The following is a 19,037-nucleotide window of genomic DNA, read 5'->3' on the forward strand; positions in this document are numbered from 1 at the left end:
ATGACGTTCGTAGTAGGTGAAAACTGCATCAACTGCAAACACACGGACTGCGTGGAAGTATGTCCGGTGGACTGTTTCTATGAAGGCCCCAACTTCCTGGTGATTCACCCGGACGAATGCATCGACTGCGCCCTGTGCGAGCCCGAATGCCCGGTGAACGCCATCTTCTCGGAAGACGAGTTGCCCGACGACCAGCAGGATTTCCTGGAAATCAACGCGGAGCTGGCGGAGAAGTGGCCCAACATCACCGAGATGAAGGACTCCCCGGACGATGCGGAAGAGTGGGACGGTGTCCCCAACAAGAAGGAAAAGCTCGCCCGCGAGTGGTAATCGGCGGGTAGCCTGAAATAAGAAAGGGCGGCATCCTGCCGCCCTTTTTGCGTCGAGTGTTCCTTACCCGATTGCGCTCACCTAGAACCTCCGTGTCCACCGTCCCTAGCTTTCCGTGTGCTCTTCTCCATGAGCACGGGAGGCACTATAGCAATCGCGGAGGCCGGCAAGGGTTAAAGATATATAAAAACTGCGGACAAGAAATGAGCTCTTTCGGCTCTTCCCCAGGTATATCAATAGCTTAGCGAATTCGCCGATAAAAATTGACGGCATCCGAGGACAGAAGATTGGTAGAAATGCTTACAGTCTTGTAAGATATTGCTTACAAACTCAGAGCATTTCAGCAGGCTGTTCCGGTGCCTTAAGGCCTCCGGGACACACAGCGGTGCCACAAAGCCGCCAAGTTTTACAATCGCTCACGGCTTTTTACAGCATGGGCAAAGTGGGACATGTAACCTTTTGATTAGATAAATGGTATCCCCCCAAGGCGCTAGCAATAGCGCTCACAACCCCCCCTCATCCACCCCCTTTGGATGAGGGGTTTTTTTTGCCCGCTCAACAGGCGCCGAGGGCGTCGCAGGACTTCTGGAACTGATTTTCCAAGGCCTCCATCAGGGTGCCGGCGGCGGCCAGGTCCCGCTCGCGGGCGTATTGCTCGATTTCCAGGCAGATGCCCGTTACCCGCAACGCACCGAGATTGCCGCTGCTGCCTTTGAAGCTGTGCGCCTGCTGCCGGACGGCTTCGGCGTCGCCGGCGGCGAGGGCGTCGTGGAGGGCTTGCAGGCGCTGACCGCCATCGCGGATGTAGGAGGCGACCAGGGTGTCGAAGTCGCCCCCCATGATTTCTCGAAGTTCATTGATAACGGCGCTGTCGAGCACCGGTGGCTGTTCCATGTCTCACTCCCTTGATTGAAGGCGGCCCGGATTCCGATGATAAGCCTAAAGGACCACCTGGAAGGCCAATATACTAAGCCGGAAGCGCGGGGTTCAGGAAGCCGGAAGTACCGGGAATGGGACTCAGGGCAACACACCCAGGTTGCGGGCGCGGGTCACGTCCTCGGGGATATCCACGTCCCAAAGGGGCGGCAATACGGTCACCGGGGCCACGTCGTTGAGCGCCACCAGCGTATCGGCCATGGCGTAATCGGTGCCCAGGCGCACCCCTTCGAAGCGTCCGTCGTGCCAGACCGAGGCGTCGCTGCCGCCGATCAACACATAGCCGCCGTCCTCGCTGGCGCCCAGCACCACCCGGGCGTTGTCGAGCCCGTCCACGGCCAGTGCCAGGTAGGTCTGGTCCAGCACCGGGCAATCGCTGCCCACCAGCAGCACACGTGGCGCCTCTTGCAGGCCGTCCCGCAGTGCCGCGTTCATGCGCTCGCCGAGTCCGCCGCCGTGCTGCAGCCCCACCTCCAGGCCGATTTCCCGGGCGTGGGCGGCGAGCCGGTCGTCATGATCGTCGAGCATCAGCCTGGCGCGGCCGGGAAAGGCGGCGGCCTCCCGCAGGGTGCGGTCGAGCAGGCGCTGGTGTACATCCAGGGCGGTGTCCTCGCCCAGTTCGGGCACCAGGCGGGTCTTCACCCTGCCCCGGCGCGGGGCCCGGGCGAAGACCAGCAGCAGGGTATCCATGGCGGGCGCGCGCTCAGCCGCCATGGTGCTGCTGACGGTAATGTTGGCGGTAGTAGTCGCGGTGCAGCCGGGCCGGGTCCTCGCCGCGCCAGTAGCGCCAGCGCAGCTGCCACATCAGCATCATGGTGCGCCACACGCCGTGTTCCTCCCAGCGCCGGCTGTCGGCCACCAGCCGCGGACGCAGGCAGGCGGGCGCCGCCAGGCGGCGCAGACGCTGGCTCAGCGCCACGTCTTCCATCAGCGGCTGCATCGGGAAACCGCCCATTTCCAGGAATTGGTCGCGCCGCACGAAGATGCCCTGGTCGCCGGTGGCGATGCCGGTCCAGCGCGAGCGGATATTCATGGCATGGCCGATCAGCGGGAACAGGCGGTGATTGCCGGACAGGCGCACGTCGAAGCGGCCCCAGACGGCGTCCTCGGGCAGCGCTCTCAGGGCGCGGATGTGACCGCGCACCACCCGGCCGCAGTCGGCGTGCAGGAACCACAGCCAGTCGCCTTCGGCGCGCTCGGCGCCCAGGTTCATCTGCCGGGCCCGGCCACGGTCGCAGTGCAGCACCAGGTCGGCGTGCTCACGGGCGATCAGCGCGCTGTTGTCGCTGCTGCCGCCGTCCACCACGATGATCTGATCGCCCTCGCCCAGGCGTTCACGAAGCATCTCCAGGAACGGCCCCAGACATTTCGCCTCGTCGAGCACCGGAATTACCACACTCAGGTTCATCCCAAAGCGCCTCCACAGCTACTGCCGGACCCCGCGGTGCACCCGAAGCAATGATCGGCCACGTACACCGGCTCGCCTTCCTTGTCGGCGTCGAGCAGCTCGCTGACGTGGGGGCGCCGATCATGGTGCCCCTGGGGCATATCCAGCATCTGGTTGAAGTCACAATCGTACAGGTAACCCTGATAATCCACGCTCAGGGTATTCCGGCACATCACGGCTTCAAGATTGTCGCGATTGTAGTTGTCGCGCAACAACTGCATGTAATCGTTGAACTGGTTATGCGCCAGCAGCACCGCGCCGAAGCGGCTGATGGGCATATTGGTGATGGTCAGCAGGCGGTTGAAGCGCACCCCGAAGCGCGCGTCCAGCTCGCGGTGGTAGTCCGCCTCCAGGGCCGCCTGCGGCGGCGGCAGATGGGCGCCCACCGGGTTGTACACCAAGTCCAGGGGCAGCGCCGGGTCGCCGTAGCCGACCGCGTTCAGGCGCCGGATCGCCTCGATGCTGCTGCTGTACACGCCCTTACCGCGCTGCTCGTTGACGTTCTCTTCCAGGTAACAGGGCAGCGACGCCACGATCTGCACGCCCTGCTCCGCCAGAAACGCCGGCAGATCCTGATAGCCGTCCTCCAGCAGGATGGTCAGGTTGCAACGGTCGATCACGGTGACGCCGCGGGCCCGGGCGGCGCGCACCAGATCGCGGAAATGCGGGTTCATTTCCGGGGCGCCGCCGGTCAGGTCCAGCACCTCCACGCGGCCCCGGTCCAGCACCTGGATGATCTGCTCAATGGTCTCGCGCTCCATCATTTCGGTGCGCGTCGGGCCCGCGTTCACGTGGCAGTGCACGCAGCTCATATTGCACAGATAGCCGAGATTGACCTGCAGAATGCTGGTGTGGCGCCGGCGCAGCGCCGGGAAGTCGGTACCACTGCGGAGCAAAAGCCCTCGGGTGTCCTTCATGGTGCGCTCCTCTACTTCCAATACGCCCATGGATGCACGTTCAGGGGAAACGTTACGTCAAACAGGGGGCTCCGGCGAGGTTTATCCGAAAAACCGAGGAAAGATGGCGCCCCGAGCAGGAGTCGAACCTGCGACCTAGCGCTTAGGAGGCGCTTGCTCTATCCAACTGAGCTACCGGAGCTGAGGGTTGGTATTGTAATTATCTTGGCGCTTGATGCCAGTTCGTGGGTTTACGGGCTTTTACCTTCGTTTGGTTTACCGGGGCGGCGAGTGTGGTTAGCGTCGGGGTATCCATTCTATGAACCTAGGGAGCGGGCACATGAGCAAGATACTCGGCTTAATCATTCTGGTGCTGGATATTCTGGCGATCATCAAGATCGTTCAGTCCGGCGCCTCCACCGGCGAGAAGATTCTGTGGGTGATCCTGGTACTGGTACTGCCGGTGATCGGCCTGGTGATATGGGCGCTGTTGGGCCCGGGCTCACCGGTCAAGAAGTAGCGCCACGGCGGCCGGCGCTATCCGCCGGTCGCCGCCTTTATCAGCGCCTGATTGTCCTGGCTGATCAGCCAGAAGCCCACACTGCCAAGCGACACCATCAGAAACTGCATATGCTGTTTGCGCCCGCGTAGCCAGGCCTGGGGCCAGTGTTCGCGGACCGCGCCCACCTTCTCCATCAGAAACAGCAGCATCACCGCCACCGCCATCAGCGGCGTGGACGCCCAGGCCGGCAGAAACGGCGTGGCACAGGCGGCCACCAGCAGCAACGCCGCCATCGGCACCAGACCGGCATCCTCCCGCGCCAGCGCCGACCCCGTATAGAGCCCCACCTGCAGCAACAGATGCAGTGCCGCCAGCAACGCCACCAGCGTCACCCAGGATTGCGCCACGGTCGGTGACGGCAGCCAGATCGCGGTGGCCACCGCCACCACCACGAAGCCGTGGATGAACTGCAATCGGGACAGGGTTTTCAGGCCGGCCGGAAGCTCCGGGTCGCGGGGCAAACGCATGCAACATCCTCATTGCCAGAAAAGGTTATAGATAGGGCTCGAACAGGTGCGCCAGCGCGTTGCGCGCGTGGCGCCAGCGGCCCATGGCACGGAACTCCGCCTCGCCGACCCGGCGCGCGCCGCGCAGACGGCGGTCGATCAAATCGTTGGCCTGCTCCGCCAGCGGGTCATCATAACACTCCATATCGAATTCGAAGTTAAGGCGCAGGCTGCGCGCGTCCCAGTTGCCCGAGCCCAGCAGCACCCAGTGGCCGTCCACCGTCATCAGCTTGGTGTGATCGAACGGCGGCGCCGAGAAATGCAGCTCCGCGCCTTCGCGCACCAGCCAGCGAAGCGCGTGCAGGCTGGCCCACTGCACCAGCCGCAGGTTGTTCTTTTGCGGCACCACGATGTTCACCCGCACCCCTTTCAGCAACGCCAGCTGCAGGCTCGCCAGCAGGGTCTGGTCGGGCACGAAATACGGCGTGACGATGCGCACTTCGTGCTCGGCGGCGCCGATCGCCGCCAACAGCGTCAGCCGGCGCTTGTCGAAATCCGCGTCCGGGCCGGCGTTGATGCCGCGCGCCAGGGTGTCGCCCGCTTCCAGGGCGCCCAGGTAGTTGTCATCCAGGGTCTCGCCGCAGGTAAAGGCCCAGTCGGCGACGAAGCTGCGCAGCAGATGCACCACCGCGGGGCCCTCCACCCGGGCGTGCAGGTCCTGCATGTGTGCCGGCTCGCGCAGGTAGCCGGCGCGGATGTTCATACCGCCGGTGAAGCCGATGCAGCGGTCCACCACCATCAGTTTGCGGTGGTTGCGCAGGTTCAGGTAAGGCATTCGCCAGGGGGCGATGGAGTGCAGAAAGCGCTCCACGCGCACGCCCCGGCGGCGCAGGCGCAGGGTGATCGGCGGCAGCGAATAGAGCGCGCCGACGCCGTCCACCAGCACCCGCACGGTCACGCCGCGCGCCACCGCCCGCTCCAGGGCCTCCGCCAGCGGCTTGCCGGCGGCGTCGTTGCCGAAGATATAGGTGGCCAGCAACACACTGTCACGGGCCTGGTCCACCGCCTGGATCATCGCCGCCAGGGCCGGCCCGGCCTCCAGCAGCGTGACCCGGTTACCGCCGGTAAGCGGCAGGCCGGTGAGACGCCCCACCAGCCGCGCCAGCACCCGCAGGCGGTCGGATTGCAGCGGCGTGCCCTGATCCCGGCCGGCGCTCAGGGCGGCATCAATGGCGCCGCCGCCGGTGAGCTGGCGGGCGCGCCGCTGTATGCGGTTCACCCCCAACAGCAGATACAGCAGGGCGCCGACCAGCGGCACCAGCCATACCAGGCCGGTCCAGGCCGCGGCGGCGCGGGCATCCCGTTTGTGCTGCGCCACATGCAGCGTCACCCAGACCGCCGCGACCACGCCGGCGGTGGCGACGATGGCGGGCCAGAACACCTGTAGCCAGGCGATCAGCCACTCCACGAGCGACGCCGCGCCGGCGACCCATTCCTGCATGCTCTCTCCCTTCCGATTGCTTCCCCGTCCGCACGCGGCCCAGCATACACCAGGGCCGCCGCGCATCCGTCCCCGGCGGCGCCGTTTTGCGCTCGGCCGCGCAAACGCATACCATAGCGCCGCTTTACACCCGCCGCGTTAACGACGCGCCACCCCTGGCCCTTGCGGCCCGCAGGGGTACTTATCCGGCCCAAAAGGCCATGGGGTCAGCCCCCGACGCAGACAGATATAACATGAACCACGCTGGTTGAAGCGGCCAGTGTACCGGCGCGCCCCTTGTCGCCGTCGGCGCATGATCAGGAGCGAAAACCATGTCAGAAGCCAATACGGTTATTCCGCTGCGTGAACATCAGGAGCCGGCCACCCAGGAGCCGCGCCGCTTCAAGGTGTTCACCGCACGCCAGTTGGACAAAATCGAACAATTGCAGCGCCTCGACGATGACGCCCGTTTCGCCATGCGCGTGGTGGCCAACGTGCTGCCGTTCCGCGTCAACGAATACGTGATCGAGGAACTGATCGACTGGGACAAGGTGCCCGACGACCCGATCTACCAGCTCACCTTTCCGCAGAAAGGCATGCTCGCACCGGAACACTTCGACAAGGTGGCCGACGCCATGCGCGGCGGCGACAAGGCGGAGATCGACGCCGCCGTGGCCGAGGTCCGCGAGGCCCTCAACCCGCACCCCGCCGGGCAGATGGAACACAACATTCCGGAAGTGGACGGCGAAAAGATCGACGGCATTCAGCACAAGTACAACGAGACGGTGCTGTTTTTCCCCAGCCAGGGCCAGGTGTGCCACAGCTACTGCACCTTCTGTTTCCGCTGGGCGCAGTTCATCGGCGATAACGATCTCAAGATCGCCACCAAGGAAGCCGGCCAGCTCAAGCGCTATGTGCAGGCGCACCCGGAGATCACCGACATCCTGATCACCGGCGGCGACCCGCTGGTGATGAAAACCAAGAACCTGCGCGCCCACATCGAACCGCTGCTGGAGCTGGAGCAGATCCGCACCATCCGCATCGGCTCCAAGGCGCTCACCTTCTGGCCCCAGCGGGTAGTCTCCGACAAGGACGCCGACGACCTGCTCGACCTGTTCCGTGAAGTGCAGGCCGCCGGCAAGCACCTGGCGCTGATGGCCCACTACAACCACTGGCGCGAGCTGGAGCCGGCCATCGCCCGGGAAGCGATCGCCCGGGTGCGCGAAACCGGCGCCCAGATCCGCGCCCAGGGCCCGCTGCTCGCGCACATCAACGACAATGCCGACGACTGGGCGCGCCTGTGGCAGACCCAGGTGGAGCTGGGCATCGTCCCCTACTACATGTTCGTGGAACGGGACACCGGCGCGCGCCGCTACTTCGAAGTGCCGCTGGCCCGCGCCTGGAATATCTACCGCGACGCCATGAAGCAGGTCTCCGGCCTGGCGCGCACCGCCCGGGGCCCGAGCATGTCCAGCCACCCGGGCAAGGTGGAAATCCAGGGCGTCACCGAAGTCGCCGGCGAGAAAGTGTTCGTGCTGCGCCTGATCCAGGGCCGCAACCCGGACTGGGTACAGCGCCCGTTCTTCGCCAAGTACAACGAGGACGCCACCTGGCTCAACCACCTGGAGCCGGCGTTCGGCGAAGACAAGTTCTTCTTCGATGACGAGCTGGCGGCGATGGAAGACTAGGATCGCGGCCCGTCAGGCGCGGCAGCGGCCGGTCGACGCTCAAAGCAGCGCGGCCAGCCGCGTCAGCGCCCGCTCCACCCGGTTGTCCCAGCGCACCGCGCAATTCAAACGCAAACAGTGATCGAACTTGCCGGAGGCGGAAAACAGCGCCCCCGGCGCGAAGTTCACACCCGCGTCCAGGGCCCGCTCCGCCAGCTCGGTGGTGTTCACCCGGCCGGGCAGTTCCAGCCACAGCACGAAACCGCCCTCGGGCCGGCTGACCCGGGTCTTCGTGGGAAACAGCTCGGTGACCCGGTCGGTCATGCGCGCCACCGCCTTGGCGTGCAAGCTTCTCACCCGCCGCAGATAACGGTCGTAGTGACCCTTTTCCAGGAAATGCGCCAGCGCCAGTTGTGACGGCGTGGCCACCGACACCGTATTGATGAACTGCAGATACTGCGCCCGTTGAAAATCCCGCCCGGGCACCAGCCAGCCCACGCGCATCCCCGCCGACAAGGTCTTCGAGCACGACGAGCAGTAGTACACCAGGCCGTCCCGGTCCCAGGCCTTGATGGGCAGCGGGCGCGTGCCGCTGAGCGACAGGTCGCCGTAGATGTCATCCTCCACCAGCGGCACGTCGTGGTCCGTCAGCAGACGCAGCAGCGCCTGTTTGCGGCTGTCCGGCATGCGCGTGCCCAGCGGATTCGAGAAGTTGGGCACCATCACGCAGGCGGCCACCGGCCAGCGCTCCAACGCCAGCGTGAGCGCCTCCAGGGACAGGCCCTGGATCGGGTCGGTGGGAATCTCCAGGGCCTTGAGGCCGAGGGATTCGATCACCTGCAGCAGGCCGTAGTAGGTGGGCGACTCAATGGCCACGGTGTCGCCCGGCCGGGTCAGCATGCGCAGGGCGATGGCGGTGTTGCTGCTGGCGCTGCTGTATCCGGTCTTTTTCAGCGCCGACGCGCCACCGCTGCCGGCGCCCGCGGCGACCCCGCCGCAGTGGTGGCTGAGCGTTATGTAACCGCCGCGGCAGCCGGCACTTTTTCTTTGCGGGTGAGTCGCTTAGGCTTGGCGGGCGGCCCGCCCGGGCCGTGGATACGGGATGCTCAGGGGAAGGCGGCGATGCACAACGGTTTCATGGTGTTGCACGGCAACCGGCTGGAGACGCTCACCGAGCTGGTGGCGGACTGGCTGCGGCAACACCCGCTGGCGCCGCTGGACGAGGAGATCTTCCTGGTCCAGTCCAACGGCATGGCCCAGTGGCTGAAATTGCAGCTGGCCGGGGCGCTGGGCATCAGCGCCGGTTTCCAGTTCCAGATGCCCGCCCGCTTTCTGTGGAGCGCCTACCGCACCGCGCTCGGTGAAGACCGGGTGCCACGCACCTCGCCGTTCGACAAGTCGCGGCTGCTGTGGCGCCTGTACCGGCTGCTGCCCACCCTGCTCGACGCCCCCCATTTCGGTCCGCTGCGCCACTTCCTGGCCGACGACGTGGACGGCCGCAAACGCCACCAGTTGGCGGAACGGCTGGCGGATCTGTTCGACGCCTACCAGGTCTACCGGGCCGACTGGCTGGCGGACTGGGAACGGGGCGACGACCGGCTGCGCCGCGCCGAGGACCGCGACCGCTTCGACGACTTCCCCGCCAGCCAGCTGTGGCAGGCGCATTTGTGGCGCGCCCTGCTCGCGGACATGGAGGCGGACAAACAGGGGCTCAGCCGCAGCGCCATTCACCGGGCCTTCGTCGACACCCTGCAACAGGACACTCTGCAACAGGATACGCCGCCGGCGGGGCTGCCGCGCCGGCTGATCATTTTCGGCATCAGCGCCCTGCCCCAGCAGGCACTGGAAGCCCTGGCGGCGCTCAGCCGCCACTGCCAGATCCTGATGCTGGTGCAGAACCCCTGCCAGCATTACTGGGCCGACATCGTCGAGGACAAACAGCTGCTGCGCCGTCAGCTCGACAACCGCAAACGTCACCTCACCGCGTTGCCGGACAACCCGATCAATCCGCTGCTCGCCGCCTGGGGCAAGCAGGGCCGCGATTTTATCGGCCTGCTCTACGACCACGACGACCCGGACAGTTACCGCAGCGCCTTTCAGAACCAGATCGATCTGTTCGAGAACCTGGAGCCGCGCACCCTGCTGCAACGGTTGCAGCAGGACATTCTCGACCTGGAGCCGCTGCCGCCCCCCGGAGAACAGCCGCCGCTGGCGGCGGACGGCTCTCTGCGCTTCCGCATCGGCCACAGCGCCCAGCGGGAGGTGGAGATTCTGCAGGACGAGCTGCTGGACCGCTTCAGCGCCGACCCGGACCTGCAGCCCCGCGACGTGATCGTCATGGTGCCGGACATCGAAGCCTATGCGCCGCACATCGACGCCGTGTTCGGCCGCCTGGAGCGGGACGACCCGCGCTACCTGCCCTACACGCTCAGCGATCGCAGCGCCGGCGCCGCCTCGCCGCTGGCCCAGGCGGTGGAGTCGCTGTTGCATCTGCCGCAGTGGCGCTTCACCGCCACCGACATCCTCGACCTGCTGGACGTGCCGGCCGTGCGCGAGCGCTTCGGCATCGACGAGAGCGACCTGCCGCAGCTGGCCCGCTGGATCGACCAGGCGCGCATCCGCTGGGGCCTGAACAGCGAACAACGGGAAACCCTGGAGGTGCCCGGCTTCGAGCAGAACAGCTGGGCGTTCGGGCTGAAACGCATGCTGGCCGGCTACCTGCTCGGCGACGGCCCGGCCTGGATGGGCATCGAGCCGCTGGACGAAGTGGCCGGCCTGGGCGCCGAGCTGGCCGGGCGCCTGGCGCGCCTGCTCGACACCCTGGAACACCACTGGCGCCAATGCCGCCGTGACGGCGGCGCCCGCGACTGGCGAGAGCGCTTCACCGCCCTGCTCGACGATCTGTTCCTGCCCGTGGACGAAGCGGACCAGAACCTGGACGCGGGCCTGCGCGACGCCCTCAACGACTGGATCGCCGCCTGCGACGAAGCGGATTTCGACAGCCCGCTGCCGCTCACCGTGGCGCGCCGGCCGCTGCTCGACGCCCTCAACGCGGAAAGCCTGTCGCAGCGGTTCATGGCCGGGCGCATCAACTTCTGCACGTTGATGCCGATGCGCGCTATCCCGTTCCGCCATGTGTGCCTGCTGGGCATGAAGGACGGCGACTACCCGCGTCAGCAGCAGCCCATGGATTTCGACCTGATGCGCCAATGGGGCAACTACCGGCCCGGCGACCGCTCGCGCCGCGACGACGACCGCTACCTGTTCCTGGAGGCCCTGCTCAGCGCCCGCGACAGCCTCTACATCAGCTGGACCGGCCGCAACGTGCGCGACAACAGCGAACGCCCGCCTTCGGTGCTGGTGGCGCAACTGCGCGACCACATCAACCAGCGCTGGCGCGTGGACCGGGGCGAACCGGTGGACGCCCTCACCGTGGCGCACCCGCTGCAGCCGTTCAGCCCGGACTATTTCGACGCCGACGATGACCGGCTGCACACCTACGCCAACGAATGGCGCGCCCTGCACCAGGGCGACGCGCCCCGGGCGCGCAATGAACAGCCGCTGGCGCCGCTGGAAACCGGCGAGCCGGTCACCTGCGCCGCCCTGGGCCGCTTTCTCAAGCAGCCGGTGGCGCACTTTTTCGAGCACCGTCTGAAAGCCCGGCTCCGACAGGAACGCCGCGTGCTGGACGACACCGAGCCGTTCGCCTTCGACGGTCTGCAACGCTTCCAGCTGCAGGATCAACTGCTCAGCGAGGCCCTGCGCGCCGGCCCCGACCAGGCCGACGCCGCCATGGCCGCCGGCCTGGACCGGCTCGCCGGCAGCGGCGACCTGCCCCTGGCGCCGTTCACCGAAGGCAGCCGCGACAGCCTGTTGATGCCGCTGTCCCAGCCGCTGGCGCAGTACTTCGCCCTGCTGGCCGAATGCGGGGAACGGCGGGCGCAGCAGGAAATCCGCCTGCAGGCGGGGCCGCTGCTGATCGAGGACTGGCTCACCGACCTGCGCGGCAGCAACGCCGACCCGCGGCGGCTGGTGCTGCACACCGGCCGCCTCAAGGACCGCTTCGACAAGGTCACCCCGGAGTGGACCCTGCACCTGGCCGCCTGCGCCGCCGGCCACCCACTGACCACGCACCTTCAGGGCCAGGACGGCCGCCTGACCCTGCCGCCGCTGGCCCGCGACGCCGCCCAGCAGCACCTGGACCGCATCGGCCAGGCCTGGCGCCAGGCCCTGTGTGAGCCGCTGCCCATCGCCTGCGCCACCGCGTTCGCCTGGCTCAAGGGGGAGGAGAAGGACAACGGCGAATACGAGGCCCGCAAGCAGTTCGAATCCGGCTTCATGCACACCGGCGAACAGGAAAAAGAGCCGGCCCTGGCGCGCGCCTGGACCGGCTTCGACGCCCTGCTCGCGCCCCGCCACGGCGACCTCAGCGCCTTCGAATACTGGACCGGGCAGCTCTACGCGCCGCTGTACGCGCACGCCCAATGGCACGAACCGGGGGAGCCGGCATGAACGCTGAACGACCGCTGCCGATCACCTTCCCGCTGCACGGCACCCGGCTGATCGAGGCCAGCGCCGGCACCGGCAAGACCTTTACCCTGGCCGCCCTCTACCTGCGCCTGGTGCTGGGCCACGGCGACGACGGGGACCACAACAACGCCTTCCACCGGCCGCTGCTGCCGCCGGAAATCCTGGTGGTGACCTTCACCGAAGCGGCCACCGAGGAACTGCGCGAGCGTATCCGCCACCGCCTCGCCGAAGCCGCCCGCCTGTTCGCCGACCCTGACGCCGAAGCCAGCGACCCGGTGCTCGCCGAGCTGCTCAACGATTACCGCGAACCCGAGCAACGCGCCCGCTGCGCCCAGCGTCTGGAGGCCGCCGCGCAATGGATGGACGAAGCCGCCGTCTACACCATCCACGGCTTCTGCAACCGCATGCTCAAGCAGCACGCCTTCGATTCCGGCAGCCTGTTCAGCCTGGAACTGCAGGAGGACGCCAGCGACGAGCAGCAGCAGGCCGCCCGCGATTACTGGCGCACCGTGATCGCCGATTTCCCGGTCAGCGCCGCCAATGCCCTGCAAAGCGACAACCTGGGCAACCCGGACGCCCTGCTGGCCGCCTGCCGCCCGCTGCTGGGCCTGCGCGAAGCGGACCCGGACGTGCTGCCGCAAAGCGTGCGCCACTGGCTCACGCTCACCGGCCCGCAGGCGGACACGGAGCAGCGGGCGCGGCAACAGCTGGCCGCCGAACTGCCGGACTTTCTGGAATGGGTGCGCGCCGCGCGCGACAACAAATGGCTCAACGGCAACAGCTACCGCACTAACAGCCTGCCGGGCATGCTGCAGACCCTGCAGCGTTACGCCAACGGCGAGCGACTGAACGACAAGGGCTACGAGACGCTGGCGAAGTTTTCCCACGACGGCATGAAGCTCACCAAGGCGGGCCAGGCCCACCGACCGGACTTCGCTTTCTGCCAGGCCCTGGACGCGGTCATGGAAGGGCGCGCCAACACCCGCCTGCCGCGCACGGATCTGCTCGCCCACGCCGCCGCCTGGATTCATCAGCGGGTGGACAAGGTGCGCCGCCAGACCGCCACCATCGGCTTCGACGACATGCTCAGCCGCCTGCACGATGCCCTGCACGGCGACAACGGCGAGCGGCTCGCCGAGGTGATCCGCACCCAGTTCCCGGTGGCGCTGATCGACGAATTCCAGGACACCGACCCCACCCAGTACGGGATTTTCTCGGCGCTGTACGGGGGCCGCGAGGCGGACTTGGCTGACAAGCGCACCGGCTGGTTTATGATCGGCGACCCCAAGCAGGCGATCTACGCCTTCCGGGGCGCCGACGTCTTCACCTATCTGAAAGCGCGCCGCGCCACCGAAGGCAACCACTACACCCTGGACAAGAACTTCCGCTCCGCCGAGGCCATGGTGGAGGCGGTGAACCATTTGTTCACCTACAGTCAGGAGGCGTTCGGCGATGTCTTCATGATGGACAACGCCATCCCCTTCGAGACGGTGAAAGCCCAGGGGCGCAAGGAAGAGCTGCTGGTGGACGGTGCGCCCAAGGCCGGCGTCACCCTGTGGGTGGAGGACCGGGACAAACCGGTGAGCGCCGGCCCCTATCGCGAAGAGCAGGCGGCCCGCTGCGCCAACCACATCGCCCACCTGCTCAACGGCGCGGAACAGGGCGTCACCGGCTTCCGCGACGGCGACGGCTTCACCCCGCTGCACCCCAACGACATCGCCATCCTGGTGCGCGACCGCATTGAGGCCAAGGCGGTGCGCGACGCGCTGATGGAACGCCAGGTGCGCAGCGTTTATTTGTCCGATCAGGATTCCGTGTTCGCCCAGCCGGAAGCCTTCGACCTGCTGCTGATTCTGCACGCCTGCGCGGCGCCGGAATCCGACAGCCGGGTGCGCAGCGCCCTGGCCTGCTCGGTGCTCGACCTGGCCTACGCAGAGCTGGACGCGCTCAACCAGGACGAGGTGCGCTGGGAAAAGACCGTGGAGCAGTTCCACGGCTACCGCCACCAGTGGCGCACCCAGGGCGTGCTGCCAATGCTGCGCGGCCTGCTGATGGAGTTCCAGGTGCCCGCCCGGCTCAGCCAGAGCCTGGACGGCGAGCGCGCCCTGACCAACCTGCTGCACCTGGCCGAGCTGCTGCAGCAGGCCGCCACCCGCCTGGACGGCGAGCAGTCGCTGATCCGCTATCTGGAAGACGCGGTGGAGAGCGCCGTGGAAGAGCAGCGCTCCGGCAGCAAGGAGAGCATCCTGCGCCTGGAAAGCGACGACGACCGGGTCAAGGTGATCACCATCCACAAGTCCAAGGGCCTGGAATACCCGCTGGTGTACCTGCCCTTTATCTGCGGCTTCCGCCCGGCGGACAAGAACAAGCCGCCGCTGCGCTACCACGAGAACGACCACCTCAATGTGTCCCTGGAGCCGGACGACAGCGTCGAGCACAAGGCCGACCACGAGCGGCTGGCCGAGGACATGCGCCTGCTCTATGTGGCGCTGACCCGCGCCCGCCACGTCTGCACCCTGGGCCTGGCGCCCTACATCAAGGGGCGCGGCAAACAGAACCAGCTGGAACGCAGCGCCGTGGGGCGTCTGCTGTTCGGCCGCGGCGTCGCCAACGACGGCCTGATGGCGGCGCTGGCACCGCTGGCCTGCGACGCCATCACCGTGATGGCCCCGCCGGACAGCGACCTGGAGGTCTACCGGCCCACGGAACAGGCCATGACGCTCAGCGACGAGCTGCGGCTTCCGGCCCGGCAGCGGGAGCCCTGGTGGATCGCCAGCTACAGCGCGCTGAAACAGGTTCAGGAAACCCTGGCCCCGGCGGATCCGCGCGGCGATCAACTGGCGGAACAGCACAACGAGGACAGCGACCCGGCGGACGTGGACCAGCCGCCACGGCCGGACAGCATCCACGCCTTCCCGCGCGGCGCCGCGCCCGGCACCCTGCTGCACGACCTGCTTGAGCAGGCCGCCGACCAGCGCTTTGCTCAGACCCTGGCCGAGCCCGCCGACTTCGATCTCAACCTGGAAGAAAAGCTGCGCGCCCGGGGCTGGCAGGACCACAGCGACGTGATCCGTGACTGGTGGAAACAAACCCTCAGGGCCGAGCTGCCGCTGGCCGAGGGGCGCATCAGCCTGGCGACGCTGAACACCTATGTGCCGGAACTGGAATTCGTGTTCCCCGCCCACCGGGTCAAGGTGGCGGAGATGGACGCCCTGATCCGCCGGCATATTCATCCGCAGCATCCACGCCCACGGCTGGAAGCGGACACCCTCAACGGCATGCTGAAAGGCTTTATCGATCTGGTGTTCGAGCACGACGGCAAATACTACGTGCTGGACTACAAATCCAACTGGCTGGGCGCCGACGACCAGGCCTACACCCGGGACGCGATGACCGACGCGGTGCTGGAGAAACGCTACGAGGTGCAGTACGTGCTCTATCTGCTCGCCCTGCACCGCCTGCTGCGCAGCCGCCTCGGCGACGGCTATGACCCGGAGCAGCACCTGGGCGGCGCCGTCTATGTGTTCCTGCGCGGCCTGCGGGGCCCGGCGGCGGGCACCGTGTTCGACCGGCCGGATACCGCCCTGATTGAAGCGCTGGATGCGCAGTTCGGAGGCGCCCATGCAAACTGATTTGTTCGCCACGCTCGACTGGCAGGACGCGCTGGCGCAGCTGCGCGACCAGGGCCTGCTCCGCGATCTGGACGTGGCGGTGGCCCGCTTCCTGCAGCAGCAATGCGCCGAGGCCGGCAACGAAGTCCTGCTGCTCGCCGCCTTCACCAGCAACCAGCAGGCCAGCGGCCACCTGTGCCTGGACCTGAACAACCGGGATCTGCCCACCCAGCTGTGGGGCAGCAATCCGCCGCCGGCGCTCACCGCCCTGTTGCCCGGCGGCGTGGACAACTGGCTTCGGCACTTACAACAGAGTGCGCTGGTCAGCGAGAACGGCGGCACCCCCCTGGTGCTGGACGGCGACCGGCTTTATTTGCGCCGCAACTGGTCCCGGGAGCAGGCGGTGGCCGAGGCCATCGAGGCGCGCCTGGCGGGCGGCGAACCGGTGCCGGTGGACGCGCTGCGCGCGGCCCTGGCCAGGCTGTTCCCCGGCGGCGACGGGGCGCACACCGACTGGCAGCAGGTGGCCTGCGCGCTGGCGGTGCGTGGCGGCATCGGCATCATCACCGGCGGCCCGGGCACCGGCAAAACCACCACCGTGGTGCGCCTGCTGGGCGTGCTGCAGAGCCTGGCCATGGCGGACGGCCGGCGCCTGCGCATGCGGCTGGCGGCGCCCACCGGCAAGGCGGCGGCGCGGCTCACCGAATCGATCGGCGAGCAGCTGCAAAAGCTGCCGGTGGACGCGGCGGTGCGCGACGCCATCCCCACCGAGGTGACCACCCTGCACCGGCTGCTCGGCACCCGCCCGGACAGCCGCCACTTCCGGCATCACCGCGACAACCCGCTGCACGCGGACCTGGTGGTGGTGGACGAAGCCAGCATGATCGACATGGACATGATGGCCAGCCTGCTGGACGCGCTGGATCAACATACCCGGCTGATTCTGCTCGGCGACAAGGACCAGCTGGCCAGTGTGGAAGCCGGCGCGGTGATGGGCGACCTGTGCCGCGACGCGGACCAGGGCCTGTACACCCCGGACACGGTGGCCTACCTGCGCCAGGCCTGCGGCGCCGACGTCAGCCCCTGGGCCGGCGACGGCGCCGCCCTCGCCCAGCAGACCGCCATGCTGCGCACCAACTGGCGGTTCAAGGACACGCCGGGCATCGGTGAGCTGGCGTTGGCGGTGAACGGCGGCGACCCGGCGGCGGTGGCGCGGGTGTTCCAGCAGCAGCGGCCCGGCCTGCGCGGCCTGTCCCTCGGTGAAGAAACTGACGCGCTCACCGACCTGCTGCTGGACGGCGACGGCCAGCACCCCGGCCTGCGCGCCCTGTTCGCCGACGTCGCCACGCCGCCGGCTGACGGCCAGCCCGACAGCTGGGCCGCGCAACGGCTGCGCCAGCTCACCGGCCAGCAACTGCTCAGCGGCCTGCGCAGCGGCCCCTTCGGCGTGGACGCGCTGAACCGGTCGATCACCGAGCGCCTGCGCCGCGAAGGTCTGGCGGGGGACCACGACTGGTATCCGGGCCGGCCGGTGATGATGACCCGCAACGACTACCAACTGGGCCTGATGAACGGCGACGTGGGCCTGACATTGCCCCACCCGGACGGCCTGCGGGTGGCGTTCCAGCTGCCTGACGGGCGCATCAAGTGGGTGCTGCCGAGCCGCCTGGACAGCGCCGACACCGTCTACGCCATGACCGTGCACAAGGCCCAGGGCTCGGAGTTCGGCCACACCCTGCTGGTGCTGCCGGACCACCCCCATCCGTTGCTGACCCGGGAGCTGATCTACACCGCCGTGACCCGCGCTAAACAAGCTTTCACCCTGATCGAGCACGGCCCGCCCACCGTGCTGGCCGACGCGGTGCGGAGGCGAACTTGGCGCGCTTCAGGCCTATGGCAAAAGCTGAACCGCTAAACCATAAAAAAGGGGCGGCAAAAGCCGCCCCATGGGTTCGCTGAGCAAGGCAGCTGAATCACTCCTTGAATTGCGCTTCCTTCTCTTCGCTCTCCACCACGATGTCGGCGCGGCGGTTCTGCTCGCGGCCTTCGGCGGTGTCGTTGGGCGCCACCGGACGGCGTTCGCCGTAGCCCTGGGTGTCGATCACGCCGCTCTCCACCTGGTACTCCTGGATCAGCTCATCACGGACCGAGTTGGCGCGCCGCTCGGACAGGCCCTGGTTGTACTCCTCGGTGCCGATGCTGTCGGTGTGGCCCTCGACGCGGATGCGGTTGCCGTCGCCGTCGCGTACTTTCTCGGCGGCGCTGCGCACTTCGTTGTTGAACTGGTCACGGATATCGGACTGGTCGAACTCGAAGTAGATGGTTTTGATGGTCTCTTCCCGACGGACGTCGTAGACCTGACAACCACGGTCGTCGACCACCGCGTTCGGCGCGGTGCCGGGGCAATCGTCGCGGGCGTCGATGACGCCGTCGCCGTCGCTGTCCTTGCTGACCACCTCGGCGGGTTCGTCCACGGCGGTGCGCGGCTCGCTGTCGGACTCGCGGCCACTGACCGCGAACATCAGGTTTACGCCGGCGTAGACCTGGCCTTCCCAGAATTCCCGGTCGCTGCTGTAGGCGTGCCGCGTACCCAGATCAAGCAGCACGTTTTTGAAGAAGGCGCGCTGGATGCCCATCTCCACGCCGCTCATGGTTTCTTCGTTGTCGTTGATTTCCTGGGTGCCCACGTTCAAACCCATGTAGGGCTCGAAACCGAGCAGGCTGGTTTCATCGAAATGGTGACGCAGGCTGGCGTAGTAGTTGACCACATCGGATTCGCGGTCGGTGTATTTATGCTCGACCTCGTCGTTTTCTTCGTACCAGGCCTGCACCGACCAGCGCGGGCTGAAGCGCCAGCCGATCTGGCCGCCGAAGAACTCGGAGTCGTCGAAACCATCCACGTCCCCGGTCACTTCGTTATCGTAGAAAAAATACTGGCTGACGTGCCCGCCGATGTACCCGTAGGTATCCGGCACGTTTTCATCGGCGAACGCGGGGGAAAACAGAAGCGGTGACGCAAGCACCGCGGTCATCATTGACTTCTTCATGGCAAGCTCCTTTGCGAATCAGTGCTGAACATCAGCAATTCTGAGCCGCAAAGGGCAGCTTGGGGATGGGAAAACGTAAACAGTT

Annotated in this window: 15 protein-coding genes and 1 tRNA gene; 7 read left to right on the forward strand and 9 right to left on the reverse strand. The window is 67.0% G+C overall.

Annotated elements, in window-relative coordinates; genetic code table 11:
• Positions 1–330, forward strand: a complete 330-nt coding sequence (gene fdxA / locus ISO4_RS05220; RefSeq protein ID WP_067612130.1) for a ferredoxin FdxA — start codon at positions 1–3, stop codon at positions 328–330.
• A gap of 555 nt (positions 331–885) precedes the next feature.
• Here the strand turns inward: fdxA and ISO4_RS05225 are convergent.
• From ISO4_RS05225 to ISO4_RS05245, 5 genes are all read right to left on the reverse strand, one after another.
• Positions 886–1,224, reverse strand: a complete 339-nt coding sequence (locus ISO4_RS05225) for an Hpt domain-containing protein (RefSeq protein ID WP_194855400.1) — start codon at positions 1,222–1,224, stop codon at positions 886–888.
• Between the two features lie 123 nt (positions 1,225–1,347).
• A complete protein-coding gene (locus ISO4_RS05230; protein ID WP_228547930.1) occupies positions 1,348–1,980 on the reverse strand; it encodes a TIGR04282 family arsenosugar biosynthesis glycosyltransferase in 633 nt (210 codons plus the stop codon).
• A complete protein-coding gene (locus tag ISO4_RS05235; protein ID WP_142948628.1) occupies positions 1,970–2,674 on the reverse strand; it encodes a TIGR04283 family arsenosugar biosynthesis glycosyltransferase in 705 nt (234 codons plus the stop codon). The genes ISO4_RS05230 and ISO4_RS05235 overlap by 11 nt, the downstream gene beginning before the upstream one ends.
• The gene (gene arsS, locus ISO4_RS05240) at positions 2,671–3,630 is read right to left on the reverse strand and encodes an arsenosugar biosynthesis radical SAM (seleno)protein ArsS (RefSeq protein WP_194855401.1); all 960 of its coding nucleotides are present in this window, start codon (positions 3,628–3,630) and stop codon (positions 2,671–2,673) included. The genes ISO4_RS05235 and arsS overlap by 4 nt, the downstream gene beginning before the upstream one ends.
• Positions 3,631–3,734: 104 nt before the next feature.
• Positions 3,735–3,811 (reverse strand) — tRNA-Arg (locus ISO4_RS05245).
• Between the two features lie 138 nt (positions 3,812–3,949).
• Here ISO4_RS05245 and ISO4_RS05250 point away from each other — a divergent pair.
• On the forward strand, positions 3,950–4,129 hold the full coding sequence (locus tag ISO4_RS05250) for a PLD nuclease N-terminal domain-containing protein (protein WP_142948630.1): 180 nt from the start codon (positions 3,950–3,952) through the stop codon (positions 4,127–4,129).
• Between the two features lie 17 nt (positions 4,130–4,146).
• On the opposite strand, the gene ISO4_RS05255 is transcribed toward ISO4_RS05250, so the two are convergent.
• Together ISO4_RS05255 and ISO4_RS05260 are read right to left on the reverse strand one after the other, a co-directional pair.
• Positions 4,147–4,638 carry a hypothetical protein gene (locus tag ISO4_RS05255; protein WP_194855402.1) on the reverse strand — a complete coding sequence of 164 codons (492 nt, stop codon included), beginning with the start codon at positions 4,636–4,638 and terminating at the stop codon, positions 4,147–4,149.
• A 25-nt stretch (positions 4,639–4,663) separates the two neighbouring features.
• Positions 4,664–6,118, reverse strand: a complete 1,455-nt coding sequence (locus tag ISO4_RS05260; RefSeq protein WP_194855403.1) for a phospholipase D-like domain-containing protein — start codon at positions 6,116–6,118, stop codon at positions 4,664–4,666.
• A 311-nt stretch (positions 6,119–6,429) separates the two neighbouring features.
• On the opposite strand from ISO4_RS05260, the gene ISO4_RS05265 reads away from it, so the two are divergent.
• Positions 6,430–7,785, forward strand: a complete 1,356-nt coding sequence (locus ISO4_RS05265) for a KamA family radical SAM protein (protein ID WP_194855404.1) — start codon at positions 6,430–6,432, stop codon at positions 7,783–7,785.
• A gap of 39 nt (positions 7,786–7,824) precedes the next feature.
• On the opposite strand, the gene ISO4_RS05270 is transcribed toward ISO4_RS05265, so the two are convergent.
• Positions 7,825–8,664, reverse strand: a complete 840-nt coding sequence (locus ISO4_RS05270) for an aminotransferase-like domain-containing protein (RefSeq protein ID WP_194855405.1) — start codon at positions 8,662–8,664, stop codon at positions 7,825–7,827.
• Here ISO4_RS05270 and ISO4_RS17155 point away from each other — a divergent pair.
• The 4 genes from ISO4_RS17155 (at position 8,663) to recD (ending at position 17,820) form a co-directional block, all read left to right on the forward strand.
• Positions 8,663–8,785, forward strand: coding sequence for a hypothetical protein (locus ISO4_RS17155; protein WP_267254079.1), 123 nt, complete (start codon positions 8,663–8,665; stop codon positions 8,783–8,785). The genes ISO4_RS05270 and ISO4_RS17155 overlap by 2 nt on opposite strands.
• Before the next feature lie 101 nt (positions 8,786–8,886).
• The gene (gene recC, locus ISO4_RS05275) at positions 8,887–12,276 is read left to right on the forward strand and encodes an exodeoxyribonuclease V subunit gamma (RefSeq protein WP_194855406.1); all 3,390 of its coding nucleotides are present in this window, start codon (positions 8,887–8,889) and stop codon (positions 12,274–12,276) included.
• Positions 12,273–15,926: an exodeoxyribonuclease V subunit beta gene (gene recB, locus ISO4_RS05280; protein WP_194855407.1), complete on the forward strand. Its 3,654-nt coding sequence runs from the start codon at positions 12,273–12,275 to the stop codon at positions 15,924–15,926. The genes recC and recB overlap by 4 nt, the downstream gene beginning before the upstream one ends.
• Positions 15,916–17,820 carry an exodeoxyribonuclease V subunit alpha gene (gene recD / locus ISO4_RS05285; protein WP_194855408.1) on the forward strand — a complete coding sequence of 635 codons (1,905 nt, stop codon included), beginning with the start codon at positions 15,916–15,918 and terminating at the stop codon, positions 17,818–17,820. The genes recB and recD overlap by 11 nt, the downstream gene beginning before the upstream one ends.
• Before the next feature lie 58 nt (positions 17,821–17,878).
• Here the strand turns inward: recD and ISO4_RS05290 are convergent, their stop codons facing one another.
• On the reverse strand, positions 17,879–18,952 hold the full coding sequence (locus tag ISO4_RS05290; protein WP_142948638.1) for an OmpA family protein: 1,074 nt from the start codon (positions 18,950–18,952) through the stop codon (positions 17,879–17,881).
• Positions 18,953–19,037: the final 85 nt, after the last annotated feature.

This window comes from Alloalcanivorax venustensis ISO4, assembly GCF_015356855.1.
GTDB classification, from domain to species: domain Bacteria; phylum Pseudomonadota; class Gammaproteobacteria; order Pseudomonadales; family Alcanivoracaceae; genus Alloalcanivorax; species Alloalcanivorax venustensis.

Coding starts and splice junctions, on each gene's coding strand:
- fdxA (WP_067612130.1), top strand. CDS start 1: ATGACGTTCGTAGTAGGTGAAAACTGCATCAACTGCAAACACACGGAC.
- recC (WP_194855406.1), top strand. CDS start 8,887: ATGCACAACGGTTTCATGGTGTTGCACGGCAACCGGCTGGAGACGCTC.
- ISO4_RS05230 (WP_228547930.1), bottom strand. CDS start 1,980: ATGGCGGCTGAGCGCGCGCCCGCCATGGATACCCTGCTGCTGGTCTTC.
- ISO4_RS05270 (WP_194855405.1), bottom strand. CDS start 8,664: ATGCTGACCCGGCCGGGCGACACCGTGGCCATTGAGTCGCCCACCTAC.
- recD (WP_194855408.1), top strand. CDS start 15,916: ATGCAAACTGATTTGTTCGCCACGCTCGACTGGCAGGACGCGCTGGCG.
- ISO4_RS17155 (WP_267254079.1), top strand. CDS start 8,663: ATGCGCAGGGCGATGGCGGTGTTGCTGCTGGCGCTGCTGTATCCGGTC.
- ISO4_RS05255 (WP_194855402.1), bottom strand. CDS start 4,638: ATGCGTTTGCCCCGCGACCCGGAGCTTCCGGCCGGCCTGAAAACCCTG.
- ISO4_RS05250 (WP_142948630.1), top strand. CDS start 3,950: ATGAGCAAGATACTCGGCTTAATCATTCTGGTGCTGGATATTCTGGCG.
- arsS (WP_194855401.1), bottom strand. CDS start 3,630: ATGAAGGACACCCGAGGGCTTTTGCTCCGCAGTGGTACCGACTTCCCG.
- ISO4_RS05225 (WP_194855400.1), bottom strand. CDS start 1,224: ATGGAACAGCCACCGGTGCTCGACAGCGCCGTTATCAATGAACTTCGA.
- ISO4_RS05265 (WP_194855404.1), top strand. CDS start 6,430: ATGTCAGAAGCCAATACGGTTATTCCGCTGCGTGAACATCAGGAGCCG.
- recB (WP_194855407.1), top strand. CDS start 12,273: ATGAACGCTGAACGACCGCTGCCGATCACCTTCCCGCTGCACGGCACC.
- ISO4_RS05235 (WP_142948628.1), bottom strand. CDS start 2,674: ATGAACCTGAGTGTGGTAATTCCGGTGCTCGACGAGGCGAAATGTCTG.
- ISO4_RS05260 (WP_194855403.1), bottom strand. CDS start 6,118: ATGCAGGAATGGGTCGCCGGCGCGGCGTCGCTCGTGGAGTGGCTGATC.
- ISO4_RS05290 (WP_142948638.1), bottom strand. CDS start 18,952: ATGAAGAAGTCAATGATGACCGCGGTGCTTGCGTCACCGCTTCTGTTT.